Consider the following 17,011-nt stretch of genomic DNA (forward strand, 5'->3'; position numbering starts at 1 on the left):
CCGGTCTGTTTGCGCTGGACTAGCCTGCGGGTGTCGGCCCCTTGGGGCCTGACCTGTCAGGCTTTGCCGTAAAGCTGCTCCGGCGAGATTTCCGGCTTGGTGGTGTCACGCAACCCCTGCGGGACAACCTCGTGATAGAAACAGCTGCGTCGCCCCGTATGGCAGGCCACACCTGTCTGGTTGACGAGCAGCAATACAGCGTCACGGTCGCAATCGAGACGGGCTGAAACGAGTGTCTGTCTTTGGCCCGAACTTTCTCCCTTGCGCCACAACGCGTTGCGGCTGCGCGAATAATAGCAGACCTGACCCGTCTCGAGTGTTTCTGCCAGAGCCGCGCGGTTCATCCAGGCCAGCATCAGCACGTCATGAGGCGCATCGGCGGACTGGGCGAGGGCGGTAATCAGCCCATCGTCATTGAAATGCACGGTATCGAGAATGGCGTCGATCGTTGCGCGATCCGGGGGAAGGTAGCTCATGATGTTTCGTCTCGGAACCAGTCGGGAATGAGAGGGGTCAGGGTCGCGCCCTCATGATGGAGGGGCGTAGTCCAGACCTCGCGCCGCAAAAAGGCAAGTCCCATCGTGCCGATACTGCTGCCCATCTGCCCGACCTCACGCCCATCGGCCATCAGCGGCGTTCCTGCGGGGGGAAGGGGAGCACTGCTGCGAACGGGTAAAAGCCGTTTCTTGACCAGCCCGCGATAATGGGTGCGCGCAGTCAGTTCCTGACCCATATAGCAGCCCTTGGTGAAGGAAATTCCGTTCAGCCAGTCGAAATTCGCTTCTATCAGCAATGTCTTTTCGCTTTCGCAATCGGACGCATCCGGCATGCCCAGCGCAATACGATGGGCGTGATACGCAGAAAGTGAGCGTGCGTTAAGTGAGCGTGCGTTCTGCCCGTCCTCCTGTTCCGGGGGCGGCTCATGACCGGCAGGGGCAACCCCCAGTCGTCGTGTACCGGCTTGCGGAAGTCTCGGGTCGGGAAGCGCATCCGTTGCGGTGTCATCTCCCCAGAGTGCCTCGACGCCCAGATCTGTCATGGTAATCTGCACATCCGCACGCAACCGGAAACGGGTGAGTTTCGCCTTCAGGGTTTCTGCATGGGCGGCCGGTACATCCAGCAGCAGCCTGTCAGGTTCGTGCCAGATGAAGAAATCCGAAAGGTAGCGCCCCTGAGGGGTCAGATAGCCTGCCCAGACGATTTGATCGTCCTTTGCGGCGACCACATCATTGGACACCAGACCCTGAAGAAAGCTCACGCGGTCCTGACCGGTGACGGCGAGAATTTTTCTGTCTGTGAGCCATGCTCTTGCCATCATCATTCTCCAGTTCCGGCAGTATTGAGTTCAGATGCGGGTTGCAGCCGTCAGAAACAAGAGAGAAACTGCGATGGCGACGAGTGGGTTTTTCATGCGTTGCATCGTGAGCGCAAGTCATTCCCCGCAGGAGGGGATATCCTGGGAGGCGTGATTTTTGCCAGTTACCGAGATCATCGACCCGGCTGATCCTGAAGCCGAAACGAGAAGGCGCCGTTTGATCGAGCTTGTCGGCCCCATTCTTGGTGTCGTGCTGGTCATCATCGTGATCGTTGCTGTCACGCTTCATTCGTATCATCAGACCCGTAAAGGCGTAATTTCGCTTTCTCAGGATCTGCTGAAGGAACAGCAGAAAAACCTGACGCAACAGGTTTCGGATTATCTCGCTCCCGCACCCGCAACAGCCATTGTGGCGCGCGACCTGCTGACCGACCCCGTGACGGATGAACCGCCTGTGGTCTTCCTGGCCTACGGCGCCTCCATGCTGCGCAATGTCCAGCAGGTCGAGAGCTTCTATCTTGCCGATGACCGGGGCTCGTTCTGGTTTATCGATCGTTCCCCCACAGACATTGCCGATGGGATGGAGTGGGTTCATCTGATACCGGCGCAAAACGTTTTCCGGCACTGGTATTACGACAAGAACGGTATTCTCGTTCGCACGGCGGACACCCCCGCCAAGCACTACGATCCCAGACAGAGACCCTGGTACAAGGGAGCGTTCGAGCATCCGGACCTGAACTGGTCCGATCCTTATCCCACTGTCGCAACGGAACAGCTGATCGTCACGGCAGCGAGCATGCTGCATACGTCAGACGGGCATAAGGCTGTCTTTGCAATCAATATTTCCCTGAATCGCCTGACCGATTTTCTTGCGGCCATCAAGATCGGCAAAAGCGGCAAGGCCGTGGTGGTGGACAAGGAAGGACACCTCATCGCAGGCAGCCATCTGATCGATGTAGCGCGAAAAGCGAACTGGCAATTCGACAAGATGCAGCTCGACCCGGTGACGCAGCCTGTGTTCACCCGGGCGCTTGCGCTCTATCACATCTATGGCGCGGGTATTCACCTGATCAAGGCGCGCGACGCGCAATACGTCACCATCATGGCTTCCCTGCACAAGATCCGCCCCGGCTGGATCCTGATGCTGAATGCACCTGAAGACGATTTCGCGGCATTTGCTGCCGCAGCCGGGCGTCAGGGGATGCTTTTCTCTCTGGTGATCGTTGTGCTTGCGGCCCTGCTTGCCGGGTTCCTCGTGCGTCAGAACCGACGTACAGAGCGCCTTCAGCGCCAGATACGTTACGAGCGCGCCCAGGTTTCAGCCGAGAGTCAGGCGCTGAATGCCATGGCCGGTACGCCGAACCTGCTCGATCCCAGTCATGATGCGCCGCTGCTGACGCAACGTCTGGCCGAACTGGCCAAGGCGCGTCGTGTCAGTCTCTGGCGCTCTGTGGGCGAGGACGAACGCCTGCTTTGCGAGGATTCCTATGACAGTGGCAGTGATGCGCATAGTGCTGGCATGGAGCTGTCACATAGCGATCTGAAGGCGTTTTTCAATCTGCTCATGGCAGGAGATGTCATCGAGAGTTCCAATGCTGCGACACAGGAGGGGCTGAGAACCTTCCAGCGTATCTTCATGACGCAGATCGGTTCAAAATCCGTCTATATCCAGCCGATCCTCGCCAGAGGTTCGGTGATCGGCATGTGCGTTCTCGAAGATGCGCTCCGTGCGCATGCCGTATCCCATATCATCGCCATCGTGGCCGAGATCGCCGCAGTGCGTTTTGCCAGTATGCGCGCCGATGAGGCGATGTCGGAAAAACCCGCAGAAAAACAGCATGTGGATTACGGATCCATCGCCACGCGTCTGGATGAAGGGTTTATCGCTGCCCCGCAGCAGGACGGACGTTCGGAACTGCCAGCGGGTCAGTATTCCATGGTGCCGATCGCAACGATCCTGTTCCAGGATTCCACAACCGAGGCAACGGTCGATCTGATCCCCGTCGTGCAGCATCTCGTCGAGAAATTTCAGGAGATCGTGCAGAAAGAGCATCTGTTCTCTGCACAGCTTCTTGCCAACAGGCTGGTGCTGATCGGGGGGTGCTCGCAGGAGCCCGATCCGGATGCGGCACGACGCGTGGCCGATGCCCTGCTGGCTCTGCGCGAGCTGGTTCTGGTTACGTTGTCCGATGCCGATCTGACGCCGAGTTTCCGCATCGGCCTCGATGTCGGGCGGGTCTACGGGGCTATGCTCGGTGCCGATCCAAGTGTTTTCAATGTGTGGGGCGAAGCGGCCCAGACATCCGAACTGCTTGCGATCAGCGCGCCGGATTCCGGGACCATTCAGGTGTCCGAAGCCGCACATGCCCTGCTGCGTGACTACTATCTCTTCCGGCCGCGCGGCATGTTCTATCTGCCGGGGCTTGGCATCACCAGCACCTATGTTCTGGCGGCAAGACGTTGAGCGACGATTTTCCTCTCTATCGTCGTCTGCTGGCCGGACTGGGGGCACTGACACGCAAACAGCTCAGGTTTTCGCTCATGCTTGTGGGAGCGAGTTGGGGAGTCGTGCGCGAGGCCTGCCGACCGACCTCATGGCGTCGTACGGTTCTGTACGAATTCAAGAGCACATTGCGTCAGGCAGCCGGGGGCGGGCTTTTCAGCACGCTGTTCACGGCTGCCCTGACAGGGTTCGGCATCGTGGCGCAGGCAATCTACTGGCTTGGCATCGCAGGCATGGCGGACTCGACCGATTCACTGCTTGCAACCGTGCTTGTGCGCGAGATTGCCCCTGTGCTCGTCGGGATCATCCTGCTCGGACGCAGCGGAATGCTCAGCCTTACCCAGCTGGGTCAGCTTACGCTGGGGGGTGAATTACGTGCCCTTCAGGGGCAGGGTATCGATCCGTTCCTGACACTGGTCATGCCAAGGGCACTGGCTATGATGCTGAGTTCGTTCACACTCGGTGTGGTTTTCAGTCTGATATCGCTCTCGGTGGGTTATGGCGTCTGTCGCGTGCATTCGGTCATCACCATGCCGATCTGGACGTTTCTCTATGATATTGTGGGGGCGATGAAGCCGATCGATTATATCGGTATTCCCCTCAAACTCATCATCGGTGGCTTTCTTCTCAGTCTGGCCACGCAGCTGACCGGATTGGACGCTACGCGCTCCGACACGCTGGCAACGCTGCTCCCGCGCGGTTTTGCACGTGGCATCATGGTGATCATGGTCGTCAATGTCGTGCTCGGGGTGACCGTGGCATGAGCGATACCCTTTCCGCTGCGCTGGAGCTGCGTGAGGCACGACCCGTTTTCGAGGAAAGCGGCCTGACCTCAATTCCCTATTCGCTCAGGCTTATGCCCGGCGATTGTATGCTCATCGCCTGCCGCGACCCGATGCGTGCCACACGCTTTGCCGAGCTCTGCTCCGGGATGACACCGCTCGTTTCGGGTCAGGTCCTGTGCGAGGGGCTGGACTGGGACGAACTGCCCGAGCAGCGGGCGTGGGCCCTGCGTGGGCGTATTGGTCGCATCATGCAGCAGGGGGCATGGATCGATCTGTTCGGCACGGATCTGAATATCCTTTTGCAGCAGCTGCACCATACACGCACGCCGACGAACACGCTGGTGGACGAGGCGATTGCCCTTTCGCGTCGTTTCGGTCTGCCGGGACTACCGACCTTGCCACCAGGCCAGCTGAGTACAGCCGATCTTGCACGCGCTGCCTGTGTGCGCGCCTTTCTTGGCGAGCCAAGATTGCTGTTGCTCGAAGATCCTGTGGAGCTGGAAACCGCTGACATGATGACCGCTTTTCTGGCCGAACTCACAGCAGCACGCGAGCGTGGATGCGGCGTGATCTGGTTCTCGCGCGAACCCGATCTCTGGCGCGGTTATCAGGCCGATGGAACGCAACGATACAGATTACTGGATGAAGGTCTCATGCCGATGAAGCGGGGGGTGTGATGTTTCGCGTACGCTCGAATTCCGGAACCGACAGCCGCACACGGCCCCTGTTGCGCATACGCTATGCGGATGAATGGGTAGGCATGCTGGTGGTGGCCACGTTCGGTCTGTTCATTTTTGCCATTATCGAAGCCGGTGTGCTGCGCGAATGGCTGACTCCATCAGGTAAGCTGCATTTCAATCTGCCCGAAAGCGGTATCGCCGGTCTGGCCGTGGGCAACGATATCGAACTCATGGGTATACGCATTGGCGCCATACGTTCGGTGAAGATCAACCCACATGGCAATATGTATGCAGTTGCCGATATCGATCCGCAGTTCGAACCCTATATCCGCAAGGACAGCAAGGCGATCATCCGTCATCGTTTCGTGGTGGCCGGAGCCAGCTATATCGAGCTCGAACGCAGCAAGGGTCCGCGCATGGACTGGGAATTTGCCGAGCTCGAAGCCACGGTCGAACCCAATCCTGCCGACATGATCACCAAGACGATCAGCGATATCCGGGCCGGCATGATGCCGAGCCTGCGTAACGCCGACAGGATCATGGCCGATCTTGCTGCGGTGACCACCTCGATCCGGAGCGGCAAGGGGTCGGTCGGCGGTCTGATCATGGATGACAAGCTGCTCAACCAGGCCGATGCCGTACTCAGGACCCTGCAGGACAGCATAGAGCGTCTCAAACCCATCGAAGCACAGGTTTCGGGTGTTCTGAAGCAGACTGAAGGAACGATGAGCAATCTGCGTTCGAGCAGCAACGACGTGAAAAAGGCCACCCCCCAGCTCAAGCAGACAATGGCGCATCTCGATGCGGCGAGCGCACAATTGCCCGCGCTTCTCACTCAGGCCCAGGCGACGGCGATCAGTCTCAAGCGTCTGACGGACCAGTTGCGTGGCTTGTGGATCCTCGGCGGAAGCGGAAGCAAGCAGCCTGCACGCAGACTGCCCGCGGGAGACATCAAGCCATGAATGCGCGTCATGCAGCTCTGTGCATCGTGATGATCGGGCTGGCCGGGTGCGGCGGCAACGCGGGCAAGGAGGTCGCCCGGACCGATCAGGATTATGTCAATGCCATGGATGTCGGTCGCGACTCCTTCGACCTTACCCATGCCGATCAGGCGCGCGCCCAGTTTGAGACGGCTTACGGTCGTGCCCTGCTGCGAGACGACCTGAACGCGATAAGCGACGCGGGCTATAATCTCGCAGTTGCTGATCTCGCCATGGGGAGGGCGCAAAGCGCCCTGCAGACAGTGAACCGGGTGCATCATGACATGGTACTTCGTGGCGATAGCACCAGCCCTGCGCTCGATCTGGTTGCCATGGCTGCCTATTGCCGCCTCGGCCGGTATGCCGAGGCGAGCGATCTGGGCAGGCATATCGTAACGGACAACCCTGCGCTGATCGAACGTCGCGCGTTCTTCTCGGGTCTGGCCTCTGACGGTCTGGGCGATACGGGCGGTCTGGCGGCGGCACTCGCTGCCATGCCCGCGTCGCTGCATCCGCCCATGCTCGAACAGGCAGATCGTGCCGAATTGTCGTCGCGTCTCGCTTTCAGACAGGGACGCTTCGATGATGCCGAATTGCAGGCGCGTGCGGCAGTCGCACTGCGCCGCGATAGGCTCGATTATCGCGGCATGGCTCGGGCTCTGGATTGCGCGGCCGTTGCTGCGCAGGGGGCAGGGCAGATGTCACGCGCAGAAGCCTATCGTGCGCGCGCAGCGCAAAGCCGCGCCCAGGTTGCGCCGGGCGATCATACTTCCGACGGCGATACAGGCAGCAAGGCAGACCGGTCGTCAGGCTGAACCGGTTCGAGCCGATACAATCATGCGACGGCTGTCCGTTTCAGGCGGCGCCGGTCGGCAGATCGCGCAGATCCCTGCCGCGCATCCGGTGTGTTGCCATGATCGTAAGCCCGAGCGAGGCCAGAATGCCGGCGACAGAAGCCGTACCGAACCATGTGAGCACACCGCACGCAAAGCCAAGCTTCAGGCAGAGATATAAAGCCACCGCCGGAAAGGTCAGACGACATGCGGCCAGAGGCAGTGACGGTAAACAGGGCAGCGCAAGGACACGGCAGAACTTGGACTGGAGCAGGGCATGCGCGACAAGCGCAATGCTCCACAACATCACGGCAGCAAGAACGGTCATGGGGTAACCAGCTTTCGGTGAATGAAAAGGGCGAGCACGCCAAATCCCAGCACAGTCAGGTCCACGCTTCTGTAGACATCGATCCCGGTAAAGACGCCGTTCATGCTGCGCGTGAGGAAATCGAGCGGAAGCAGGGTGAGGGCAAAGGCCGCAAAGAGGAAAAACTGCTCGCTCCAGCCCTGTTTCGCCCTGCCGGTAAAGCAGCGCATTGCGCCATGCAGCAAAGCCAGCGCCCAGACAGCAAAAAATATCCTGATCTCCAGACTCTCCCTGGTCGGCAGATCGGACCAGAGCAGACGGTTGGCCCAGAAATAGGCGAGACAGGCCAGGGGCAGGCCGGTCGTGACAGCAAGAGTCAGGGTCTCGGCCAGACGAAACGAAAAGCGCGTGGCCTTGGCCGGGCGATGCTTCATCAGGAACAGCACAAGCCCGGCAGACATCATGGCGCTTCCCGCAATGCCGCTCGCGAAATACAGCCAGCGCAAAGGAAGAGGGGCCCAGCGTATGAAATGCAGACCGCGCAACAGGCCACCCAGACGATGAAGCGTATCGGGCAGGATGACTGTCTTGAGCAGCGAGCCATCCTTCTCGGAAAATTCGAGATGATCGCGTGTGAGCGCGAAAGAGGCTGAGTCTGCCTTGGTCATGGAAATCCTGCCGCGATCGTACAGAACCAGACCGATCGCTCCGGCACCGAGCGTTTCCTCGGCTTTATGGTACATGGGGGCCAATGGAGCGCCCGCAGGACGGGTTCCGTCGCTGAAGATCAGGGTCGGACCCGGCGTGCCCAATCCGGATGCTGCCTTCGCTGAGCCCTGGGGATGGGCCGGGCCGGCATGTCCCGGCCGACCGTGATGAGCGCTCGCGAACATTGGAAAAAGCCGAGGTGCATGGATGACGGCCCCGGTATAGGCCATCATGACCATGAAGGGCAGGAACAGGAGCCCCGCCATGATATGTGCATCCATGAAGGCGCGGGTGCGTGAGGCAAAAGGCCGAAAAAGAAGCAGATCGCTCAGAATGGAGCGGAAATGGATCACCACGCCCGACCCTACCGCCACCAGAAGGCCGATTGCCGCGATCTCGGTCAGCATATTGCCCCAGAACGGGCCGTAATAGAGCGAGTGATGGAGATCGAAAAAGAGCTGCCCTCCACCGGTCTGGCGCGTCGGCACAGGAAACGCATCATTCGGACGAAAGGCAGATCCGATAAACGCATGCCCGTCATAGTGCAGAACGCGGATAATCGGGTCACGCGGTGTCGGGAGGGTGATGAAGGCATTTTCGCCCTGGGCCCGCAGGGTGGCAGCGATATCGCCCACCTCGTTGAGGGCGGCATCCGTCATGGGCTGGGGCTGATAGCGGGAAAGCTCCGGCTGCATCCAGCGCGTCAGTTCCGTGTCGAACAGCGCGAGTGTTCCCGCCGTGAAGGTCACGACCAGAACGAGCCCCCCGACGAAACCGACCCATTCATGCAGCCAGCCCATTCTTGCGCGTAATGTATCGCGCATCATGCAGCTCCGCTCATGATGAGGGGTATCAGGGCAGGAAGAGCCATCAGCAGGACAGTCCGGCCTTTGCGCGAGGACGCCCGATTCGACCCGTTACGTCGTGAAGGCAGGCTGAAAAGCAGCAACAGCAGCACGGGCATGAGCACGAAAACGCACAGGAACCCAACGATCATCATCGCGTCGCCGCCCATATGGCGGAACAGCATCATCACGCCCAGAGCGATGGCATAGCTGCCAGCCGCGCCGAGAATGAGGCGTCGGGTCCAGATGCGCATAAGCGCCTGGGCCTGTTTGTAACTGAGACTCTTTCGCATGTGGTTCCTGTGCAACAGGGCTTTGCGTCACGAAGCGATTATTCCGCCAAAGGGCAAAGTTTAGTTGCGAGCGTTTCTTATTCGCGTCTATTTGGCCGCGTGATTTACCTCTTGTCAATGAGATAGCCCTCTTGAGCCTGCCGCGTTTTTCTGATCTGTCCGTCCATAGCCTGCGTCCAAGGCGTATCGCGCTGTCTGCCCTGCTGATGCTGTCTGCGAGCCTCTCCTGCCATGTCGCGGCGCAAGCGCAGGCTCAGGCAGCCGTTCAGGCACAGCCTGCGCCGAAAGCTGCAAAAGATACCGCAGAAGCTGCCGGAAAACACGGCGGACAGGCGGCGAGGCCAAAAGACGCCAGCCGCACCCGCGACGAGCAGATCGAAGTGCGGGCGCAGCGACAGAACCAGATGGAAGTCAAATCGGGTGGCAATCTCGGCGCGCTCGGCAACAAGAAGGGGCTCGACGTTCCTTTCAACATACGCAGTTATAACGCCTCGCTGATTCTCAATCAGCAGTCCCAGACACTGGGCGAGGTGCTGATGAACGATCCGACCGTGCGTACCACTTACGGCTACGGCAATTTCTCCGAGCAGTTCATTATTCGCGGCTTTCCGGTCTATGGCGATGATGTGGCGATCGATGGGCTTTACGGGATTACGCCCCGTCAGCTCGTTTCTCCCCAGCTTTATGAAAGTGTGCAGGTTCTTAACGGAGCGAGCGCGTTTCTGAACGGTGCTGCGCCGGGTGGATCGGCACAGGGCGGCAATATCAATCTCGAGATGAAGCATGCGGGCGATACACCCCTGACGCGCATCACGGGCGATTATACGAGTTCATCCATGGGGGGTGGAGCCGTGGATGTCGGGCGTCGCTTCGGTCAGGACAAGCAGTTCGGTGTGCGTATCAATGTTGCCGGGCGGAGCGGCGTTGCGGCGATCGATCGCGAGAAACGTCATCAGGTGGCCGTGGGCGGTGGTTTCGACTGGCATGATCGCGCGGAGCGTACGCGTGTCACGGTCGACATGGCCTATGAAAACCAGGGCGTGAATGGCGGGCGTGGCGGCGTGTTCCTCAGTGGGGCCACCAGCGTGCCGAAAGTGCCGGGCGCCGGAGCCAATTACGGCCAGCCCTGGACCTATACCGAGCTGAACTACATCTACGGCAAGCTCAAGGTCGAACATGATTTCGGCAAATACCTGACCGCCTATGTGCAGTTCGGCGGTCTGGGCGGTAATGAAAAGGGAAATTACGGCAGCACCTATGTGACCAATAGCCAGACCGGTGCGGCCTATAACGGCGCGATGTATGTGCCCTATGTACAGACCAATGAAAGTACGCAGGGTGGCATACGGTCCCATTTCAGGACCGGTGGGCTGAAGCACGAAATCAATGCCGGAGGGTCAGGCCTCTGGGAGGATACAGCAACCGCCTATGCGCTAGCGCTGACCAAGCAGCAGACAAATCTCTATCATCCGACCCTGTATTCGAGCAGTCAGCCCGAAACCTATATTGGTGGTAACATCGAGGACCCGCAGCTCAACAATCGTAACCGCCTCTGGAGCCTGTTCTTCTCGGATACGGTTTCGGCCTTCCATGACCGTGTCGCTTTGACGGCGGGCTTTCGCTACCAGTCGATCAAGACGGTCGCCTACAACTACGGCAAGGGTACACCGACCGGTTACGATCAGGGTGCCTTCACGCCGGTTGTCGGTCTCGTGGTGCATCCCACGCATCACACGTCGATCTATTTCAATCGTATCGAGGGTCTGGCACCCGGGCCGCAGGCAAGCGGTCAGGTTGTCAATCTCGGCCAGATTTTTCCGCCCTATCAGACAGTGCAATATGAAGTCGGCGCGAAATACGATATCGGCCGGTTCTCGACGGCCGTGTCGATTTTCCAGATCGATCAGCCCAATGCCTATACCGTGGCCATTCCCGGCACCGGCACCAGCATTTTCTCTGTCGACGGCCTTCAGCGTAACCGGGGTATCGAATTCACCGTCAATGGTGAAATCGTAAAGGGTCTGCGCTTCAATGGTGGCACCTCGATCATCGACGCCAACCAGAGGCGCACATCGGGCGGCCTCTATAACGGCAACCGCGCGATCGGTGTGCCCGGTTATACGATCAACGGTAATCTGGAATACGACCTGCCCTTCCTGCGTGGAGCGACGGTCACCGGACGCGTCATCCAGACCGGCCATCAGTATGCCGATAATCTCAACAAGCTACGCGTGCCCAACTGGACGCGTTTCGATGTGGGCGCACGCTACAGCTTTGTGGTCGAGCATCGGGCGATCACGACCCGTCTCGGCGTCGATAACCTTGCCAATACCCGTTACTGGGAAAGCGCTTTTGGTGGTTATCTGCTTCAGGGCCTGCCGCGTACGTTCAAATTCTCGATCACTGCTGATTTCTGATCGACAGGCGAGAGGGAGCAGAGGCTCTTTCTCGTGTCGGCTGCAATGCCTGTACGTGACTGCTCAGAGCCAGCCTCAGGGCTGGTTTTCTGTTGGGTCCCTTGTCTGGGCAGATGCGTCGATTGGCCGGTCACTCAAGGTGGAGTGGCGATAGAGGGTCAAGGTTTTTGTGCAGGGCTTTCGATGCCGTCGCAGGCAGTAAACCTGTCAGCGAAAGCATGAGCCTTCCCGTCGCCCGACTTTCGGACGTCCAGCGCAAAGCGCAACAAATCCGGGATGAGAGGGGCCTATGCCCCTTTCCGGGACACGGGGCGTCGTCCCGCGACGATCGCTCATGAAAAAGACCGGCCCCCTCTCAGGAGCCGGCCCCTTCATTTGATTTCTAGTGGACTGGTTTCAGTGCCCTTCGGTCATTGGCTTCATGCCAAGGCCTGCAAGAAGCTTGCGGTCGCGATGTTCAGCCGGATTTGGCGTGGTCAGCAGCTTGTCGCCACAGAAAATCGAATTGGCACCTGCGAGGAAAACGAGCGCATGGGCTTCGTCACTCATCAGCTCGCGGCCTGCGGCCAGACGCACATGGCTGGCGGGCATTGTGATGCGTGCGGCAGCCACGATGCGTGCGAACGTAATGGGATCGACGGCTTCGGCCTCGGCGAGGGGCGTGCCCTCGACGCGCACGAGCAGATTGATCGGCACGCTCTCGGGATGCTGGGGCAGGGAAGCGAGGGTGGCGATCAGCCCGGCGCGGTCGCTTTCGTCCTCACCCATGCCGACGATACCGCCACAGCAGACATTGATGCCCGCATCGCGCACGTTGGACAGCGTGTCGAGACGGTCCTGGTAGCTGCGTGTGGTGATGATCTTGTCGTAATACTCGGGCGAGGTGTCGAGGTTGTGGTTGTAGTAGTCGAGCCCAGCCTCTTTCAGGCGGCGCGACTGCTCACCATCGAGCATGCCCAGTGTGACACAGGTTTCGAGACCCAGGGATTTCACGCCTTCGATCATGGCGCAAACCGTATCCAGATCGCGCTCCTTGGGTGAACGCCATGCGGCCCCCATGCAGAAGCGTCCGGCCCCCGCGGCCTTGGCGGCACGTGCTTCGGTCAGCACTTTTTCAACTGCCATCAGGCGCTCGGCCTTGACGCTCTTTTCGTGCATCGCGCTTTGCGGACAATAGGCGCAGTCTTCCGGGCAGCCGCCCGTCTTGATCGAAAGAAGCGTCGAGATCTGCACGCGTGTGGGATCGAAATAGGCGCGATGAGCCATCTGGGCGCGAAAGATCAGTTCGGGAAAGGGCAGGTCGATCAGCGCAGCAACTTCGTCGCGCGTCCAGTCATGCCTGATTTCGGGTTTCCAGCTTGCCGCAGTGCGGACTTCGCGGGGAAGGACCGGGTCGCGTGTCATGGTATCGAGGGACATGCGGGGCATGGCTCCAAAACATTTGGGTGAGAAAAGCTCTGGCAGCGATGCCACAGCAAGGGGGCGCTTGTCACGCGCCTGCGCGAGAACTCTACCCAAAATGGTCCGGACATGTCATCAATGCGTCATGAAACATTGGCGCATCGATCAGATGGATTGGGATGCCTTCGATGCATCCCGCGTGGACCCGGATCTGATTCCGGTCATCAAGGCAGCAGCGGTTGTCGAGCGTAACGGGCTCGATTACGCGGTCTATCTCGGGAATGTCTTTGTGGGCGACCCCGATTTCCGCCAGGCTGCCGATAACTGGGCAGTCGAGGAAGTCCAGCACGGCGATGCGCTGGGCAAATGGGCGATGCTGGCCGATCCAAGCTGGGACTACATGAAGGCGTTCGAACGTTATCGTTCGACCTATCATATCGAGCAGGATGTCGATGCGTCGATACGCGGTTCGCGCACGGGCGAGCTGATTGCACGCTGTATGGTCGAAACCGGGACCTCGTCTTTCTATACGGCTATGGCCGATGCCACGGACGAGCCTGTTCTCAAGGCGATCTGCAAGCAGATTGCTGCTGACGAATACCGTCATTTCAAGCTGTTCTACGATCACATGCACCGCTATCTGAAGCGCGAGAAGCTGAGTGTATGGCAGCGCACGAAAATTGCGCTGGGTCGTGTAACGGAGAGCGAGGACGACGAGCTGGCGACCGCCTATTATACGACCAACATGCCAGCCAACACGCCGTACGATCACAAGAAATGTATTGCGGCCTATATGGCGCGTGCCATGGGTTATTACCGGCCCAAGCACATCAATCGCGTGACGAGCATGATCTTCAAGACCATCGGTTTCACCCCGCATTCACGGGTGCAGACGCTGATTGCGAAAGCGATGTACAAGCTGATCCAGTTCAAGGCAAAGCGCTTCAGGCGGGCAATCGCCGCGTCGTAACGAAAGCGTTTTCTGCCCTACGTCGAATTAAGCCCTCCACAGCGGATTTCATGATCTAGTATCGTCGAAAACCGATCAATCTGGAGGGCTGCGGCCTTGTTCTATCGCCTTACACGCATCAGTCTGATGGGCGCTGCTGTCTGCACGGCGGCTCTTGTCGCTCAGCCGGCCAAGGCTGACCCTTATTCCCTGCCTATTGCCTCGTCCGGGCCTGTTACCCTGCCGCCCGTGACGGATAACGGGACGATCGCTGCGCGCCAGCTTGCAGCACAGGTCGGCCTGCCGCAGTTCACTTCGCCGAGCTGGCGCCCTGGCCTGCTGCGCCATGTGGTGATGTTTCGCTACAAGCCGGGCACAACGGCGGCTATGCGTGCGGAAGTCACGATGCGATTCCTGCGTCTGGCGCAGGATTCGCGCAGACCTGACGGGTCGCATCCCGTGCGCTCTATCGAAATGGGTATGCAGAACAGCGGCGAGGGCGCAGATGCCGGCCTGCAACAGGCTTTCATCGTGACCTTCGCCTCCGAAGGGGATCGCAATTTCTATGTCGGCAAGCCTGTGATCATGGATCCGGCCTGGTTCGATCCGGCTCACGAAGCATTCAAGAATTTTGCGGGTCCGGCACTCGAAAAGGTTGTGGTGTTCGATTTCGATGTTCTCGCAGTGGCCGGTCAGCAGCCGGACGCGCATCACGCAAAGCCACGGACTCGCCGTTGAACGAAATCTGACTTAACGTTGCGTCATGTGTCCTGCGCCGCGAGCGGGCGGGACGGTTTCGAACCTGTTGAAAGTGCTGCCTAGTGACCGGAAAAACAAAACGTACCACTTCGCTCTGGCTGGGGGCTGTCAGCGTTCTGGCCCTGACGGGATATGGCAGTGCAGGATGTGCCAGTGCAGCCGGGGCTGCGACCGCACCCGCGCCCAAGGCCGCAGACGCCGCCGTCAAACCCTATGATCCGAGCTGGGGCTTCAACATGTCCGGCATGGACAAGTCCGTTCGCCCGGGAGACAATTTCTTCCTCTACGCCAACGGGACCTATCTCAAGAACATTGTGATTCCGGCCGATCGCTCGTCTTTCGGTCCTTTCGTCATTCTGACGGAAACCGCCCATGAGCGCGTGCAGACCATTCTTGCCGACGCAGGTAAGCACCCCGCTGCCGATCCCAAGACGACAGAAGAGAAGCTCGGGGCATTTTATGCGACCTTCCTCGATACGGCACAGGCAGACAAGCTGGGCGCAACGCCGCTCAAGGCCGATCTCGATGCCGTCCGTGCAGTGAAGGACCAGACCGGTCTCGCCCGTCTTTTCGGTCAGGCGGCCTATGGTTTCCAGTACACGCCCTTCGCGCTGATGATCAGTGCCGACGACAATAACCCCGAGCAGTATGCCCTGCAGCTGCATCAGGGGCGGTTGGGCCTGCCCGACCGGGATTATTATCTGAAGCCCGATTTCGCTGCGAAGAAGAAGGCTTATCAGGCCTATATCGCCAAAACCCTGTCCATGATCTCGTGGCCGCAGGCCGATGAGGCCGCTGCGAAAATCGTTGCGCTCGAAACCGAGCTGGCGCGGGTAGAGTGGTCACGCACGCAGATGCGCGATCCGGTCAAGGTTTATAACCCGATGAGTGTCGACGAACTGGCCAGCAAGGCGCCGGGTGTCGACTGGGTGGCCTTCCTGACTTCGGCCGGGATTCCCGCCGAGAAGCTGGGCAGTCGTCGCATTATCGTCGGTGAGCCATCGGCTCTGGCCGGCATGGCGAAAGTGCTGTCGGGTGCGAATTACGATGTGCTGCGCGCCTGGCTGGCTTTCCATCTGGCTGGCAACGCCGCACCTTATCTGAGCCAGAACTTCGTGCAGGCATCGTTCGATTTCTACGATCATGAACTCGAAGGTTCGCCGCAGCTTCCGGCGCGCTGGAAACAGGCCGTGACGCATACGGAAGATGCCATGGGCTGGGCGATCGGCAAGATTTATGTCGAGCGTTATTTCCCGCCTGCAGCCAAGGCACGCATCACGCAACTGACGCAGGACGTGAAGGCCGCTTTCGCCAATCGTCTGGCGCACAACGCCTGGATGGCTCCGGCGACCCGTGAGGCTGCAGGGCGCAAGCTGCAGAATTTCGAGATCCAGGTGGGCTACCCCAACAAGTGGCGCGATTACAGCGCGCTCACGGTCAAGCCGGGCGATCTGTACGGCAACGGCGTACGGGCGATCGCTTTCGACTGGCAGTACAATCTCGGCCATCTGGACAAGAAGGTGGATCGCAACGAGTGGTTCATGACGCCCCAGACGGTCAATGCGTATAACGATCCGAACCAGGTCGAAATCGTCTTCCCGGCCGCGATCCTTCAGCCTCCCTTCTTCGATCCGACAGGGGATGCCGCGGTCAATTACGGTGGTATCGGTGGGGTGATCGGTCATGAAATGACTCACTCCTTCGACGATGAGGGGCGTCAGTACGACGAGCACGGCCGTCTGCACCAGTGGTGGACGCCCGATGACGTCAAGCGCTTCCAGGCGCTGGCCGACCGCTATGGCAAGCAATACGATGCATTCGAAGTGCTGCCCGGCGTTCATCTGAACGGGAAGCTGACGATGGGTGAGAATATCGCCGATCTTGGTGGCTTGACCCTTGCGCTTGACGCCTATCATGCTTCGTTGCACGGCAAGCCAGCGCCGGTCGTGCATGGTCTGACAGGCGACCAGCGCGTATTCCTGGGCTGGGCGCAGGTCTGGCGCCAGAAACTGCGTGAGGACTCGATCCGCAACCGCGCCGTGACCGATCCCCATTCGGCCCCGGAGGCACGCGTCAACCTGCCGAGCCATAATATCGATGCATGGTACGACGCATTCGGTGTGAAACCGGGCGACAAGCTCTATCTCGCGCCGAAGGATCGCGTTAAAATCTGGTGATACCGGAAGGGTATCTACCAAGGGCTGCCATCATATGGGTCATCTCGTGAATTGAGATG

General features: G+C 59.5%; 15 protein-coding genes. 9 read left to right on the plus strand and 6 right to left on the minus strand.

What is annotated here, in order from left to right; translation table 11 throughout:
• Window positions 1-56: 56 nt before the first annotated feature.
• Both hisI and ygfZ read right to left on the minus strand, forming a co-directional pair.
• Complete coding sequence (gene hisI / locus NF685_RS10490; RefSeq protein WP_252849559.1) at window positions 57-476, minus strand: phosphoribosyl-AMP cyclohydrolase; 420 nt, start codon at window positions 474-476, stop codon at window positions 57-59.
• Window positions 473-1,321 carry a CAF17-like 4Fe-4S cluster assembly/insertion protein YgfZ gene (ygfZ, locus tag NF685_RS10495; protein WP_252849561.1) on the minus strand — a complete coding sequence of 283 codons (849 nt, stop codon included), beginning with the start codon at window positions 1,319-1,321 and terminating at the stop codon, window positions 473-475. The genes hisI and ygfZ overlap by 4 nt, the downstream gene beginning before the upstream one ends.
• A gap of 151 nt (window positions 1,322-1,472) precedes the next feature.
• On the opposite strand from ygfZ, the gene NF685_RS10500 reads away from it, so the two are divergent.
• Genes NF685_RS10500 through NF685_RS10520 form a run of 5 tightly spaced genes read left to right on the plus strand, consistent with a single transcriptional unit; the run spans window position 1,473 to window position 7,078 of the window.
• Window positions 1,473-3,779, plus strand: a complete 2,307-nt coding sequence (locus NF685_RS10500) for a cache domain-containing protein (RefSeq protein ID WP_252849562.1) — start codon at window positions 1,473-1,475, stop codon at window positions 3,777-3,779.
• Window positions 3,776-4,582: an MlaE family ABC transporter permease gene (locus NF685_RS10505; RefSeq protein WP_252849563.1), complete on the plus strand. Its 807-nt coding sequence runs from the start codon at window positions 3,776-3,778 to the stop codon at window positions 4,580-4,582. The genes NF685_RS10500 and NF685_RS10505 overlap by 4 nt, the downstream gene beginning before the upstream one ends.
• Window positions 4,579-5,280, plus strand: a complete 702-nt coding sequence (locus tag NF685_RS10510; protein ID WP_222546994.1) for a P-loop NTPase family protein — start codon at window positions 4,579-4,581, stop codon at window positions 5,278-5,280. The genes NF685_RS10505 and NF685_RS10510 overlap by 4 nt, the downstream gene beginning before the upstream one ends.
• The gene (locus NF685_RS10515) at window positions 5,280-6,245 is read left to right on the plus strand and encodes an MlaD family protein (protein ID WP_222546995.1); all 966 of its coding nucleotides are present in this window, start codon (window positions 5,280-5,282) and stop codon (window positions 6,243-6,245) included. The genes NF685_RS10510 and NF685_RS10515 overlap by 1 nt, the downstream gene beginning before the upstream one ends.
• Window positions 6,242-7,078, plus strand: coding sequence for a hypothetical protein (locus NF685_RS10520; RefSeq protein WP_222546996.1), 837 nt, complete (start codon window positions 6,242-6,244; stop codon window positions 7,076-7,078). The genes NF685_RS10515 and NF685_RS10520 overlap by 4 nt, the downstream gene beginning before the upstream one ends.
• Before the next feature lie 40 nt (window positions 7,079-7,118).
• Here the strand turns inward: NF685_RS10520 and NF685_RS10525 are convergent, their stop codons facing one another.
• Genes NF685_RS10525 through NF685_RS10535 form a run of 3 tightly spaced genes read right to left on the minus strand, consistent with a single transcriptional unit; the run spans window position 7,119 to window position 9,249 of the window.
• Window positions 7,119-7,424 (minus strand): hypothetical protein, encoded by a 306-nt coding sequence (locus tag NF685_RS10525; protein WP_222546997.1) that lies wholly within the window; start codon window positions 7,422-7,424, stop codon window positions 7,119-7,121.
• Window positions 7,421-8,938 (minus strand): PepSY-associated TM helix domain-containing protein, encoded by a 1,518-nt coding sequence (locus NF685_RS10530; protein ID WP_222546998.1) that lies wholly within the window; start codon window positions 8,936-8,938, stop codon window positions 7,421-7,423. The genes NF685_RS10525 and NF685_RS10530 overlap by 4 nt, the downstream gene beginning before the upstream one ends.
• Window positions 8,935-9,249, minus strand: a complete 315-nt coding sequence (locus NF685_RS10535) for a hypothetical protein (RefSeq protein ID WP_222546999.1) — start codon at window positions 9,247-9,249, stop codon at window positions 8,935-8,937. Before NF685_RS10535 ends, NF685_RS10530 begins: the two co-directional genes overlap by 4 nt.
• Before the next feature lie 206 nt (window positions 9,250-9,455).
• Between NF685_RS10535 and NF685_RS10540 the strand changes: the two genes are divergently transcribed.
• Window positions 9,456-11,666: a TonB-dependent receptor gene (locus NF685_RS10540; protein ID WP_222548737.1), complete on the plus strand. Its 2,211-nt coding sequence runs from the start codon at window positions 9,456-9,458 to the stop codon at window positions 11,664-11,666.
• Between the two features lie 396 nt (window positions 11,667-12,062).
• Here the strand turns inward: NF685_RS10540 and bioB are convergent, their stop codons facing one another.
• A complete protein-coding gene (gene bioB, locus NF685_RS10545; RefSeq protein WP_252849577.1) occupies window positions 12,063-13,070 on the minus strand; it encodes a biotin synthase BioB in 1,008 nt (335 codons plus the stop codon).
• A gap of 142 nt (window positions 13,071-13,212) precedes the next feature.
• Here bioB and NF685_RS10550 point away from each other — a divergent pair, with 142 nt between their 5' ends.
• The 3 genes from NF685_RS10550 to NF685_RS10560 all read left to right on the plus strand — a co-directional run bounded on the left by NF685_RS10550 (window position 13,213) and on the right by NF685_RS10560 (window position 16,952).
• Window positions 13,213-14,037 carry an acyl-ACP desaturase gene (locus tag NF685_RS10550; protein WP_222547001.1) on the plus strand — a complete coding sequence of 275 codons (825 nt, stop codon included), beginning with the start codon at window positions 13,213-13,215 and terminating at the stop codon, window positions 14,035-14,037.
• Between the two features lie 96 nt (window positions 14,038-14,133).
• Window positions 14,134-14,754: a Dabb family protein gene (locus NF685_RS10555; protein ID WP_252849565.1), complete on the plus strand. Its 621-nt coding sequence runs from the start codon at window positions 14,134-14,136 to the stop codon at window positions 14,752-14,754.
• 119 nt (window positions 14,755-14,873) lie between these two features.
• Entirely contained in the window at window positions 14,874-16,952 is a 2,079-nt protein-coding gene (locus NF685_RS10560; RefSeq protein ID WP_373317811.1) for a M13 family metallopeptidase, read from the plus strand.
• The last annotated feature ends 59 nt before the right edge of the window (window positions 16,953-17,011 follow it).

This window comes from Asaia lannensis NBRC 102526, assembly GCF_024054035.1.
Classification (GTDB): Bacteria; Pseudomonadota; Alphaproteobacteria; order Acetobacterales; family Acetobacteraceae; genus Asaia; species Asaia lannensis.

What these genes read in the sequence shown, in the direction of transcription:
- hisI (WP_252849559.1), bottom strand. Translation starts at nt 476, where the DNA reads ATGAGCTACCTTCCCCCGGATCGCGCAACGATCGACGCCATTCTCGAT.
- ygfZ (WP_252849561.1), bottom strand. Translation starts at nt 1,321, where the DNA reads ATGATGATGGCAAGAGCATGGCTCACAGACAGAAAAATTCTCGCCGTC.
- NF685_RS10510 (WP_222546994.1), top strand. Translation starts at nt 4,579, where the DNA reads ATGAGCGATACCCTTTCCGCTGCGCTGGAGCTGCGTGAGGCACGACCC.
- NF685_RS10515 (WP_222546995.1), top strand. Translation starts at nt 5,280, where the DNA reads ATGTTTCGCGTACGCTCGAATTCCGGAACCGACAGCCGCACACGGCCC.
- NF685_RS10520 (WP_222546996.1), top strand. Translation starts at nt 6,242, where the DNA reads ATGAATGCGCGTCATGCAGCTCTGTGCATCGTGATGATCGGGCTGGCC.
- NF685_RS10525 (WP_222546997.1), bottom strand. Translation starts at nt 7,424, where the DNA reads ATGACCGTTCTTGCTGCCGTGATGTTGTGGAGCATTGCGCTTGTCGCG.
- NF685_RS10530 (WP_222546998.1), bottom strand. Translation starts at nt 8,938, where the DNA reads ATGATGCGCGATACATTACGCGCAAGAATGGGCTGGCTGCATGAATGG.
- NF685_RS10535 (WP_222546999.1), bottom strand. Translation starts at nt 9,249, where the DNA reads ATGCGAAAGAGTCTCAGTTACAAACAGGCCCAGGCGCTTATGCGCATC.
- NF685_RS10540 (WP_222548737.1), top strand. Translation starts at nt 9,456, where the DNA reads ATGCTGTCTGCGAGCCTCTCCTGCCATGTCGCGGCGCAAGCGCAGGCT.
- bioB (WP_252849577.1), bottom strand. Translation starts at nt 13,070, where the DNA reads ATGACACGCGACCCGGTCCTTCCCCGCGAAGTCCGCACTGCGGCAAGC.
- NF685_RS10550 (WP_222547001.1), top strand. Translation starts at nt 13,213, where the DNA reads ATGAAACATTGGCGCATCGATCAGATGGATTGGGATGCCTTCGATGCA.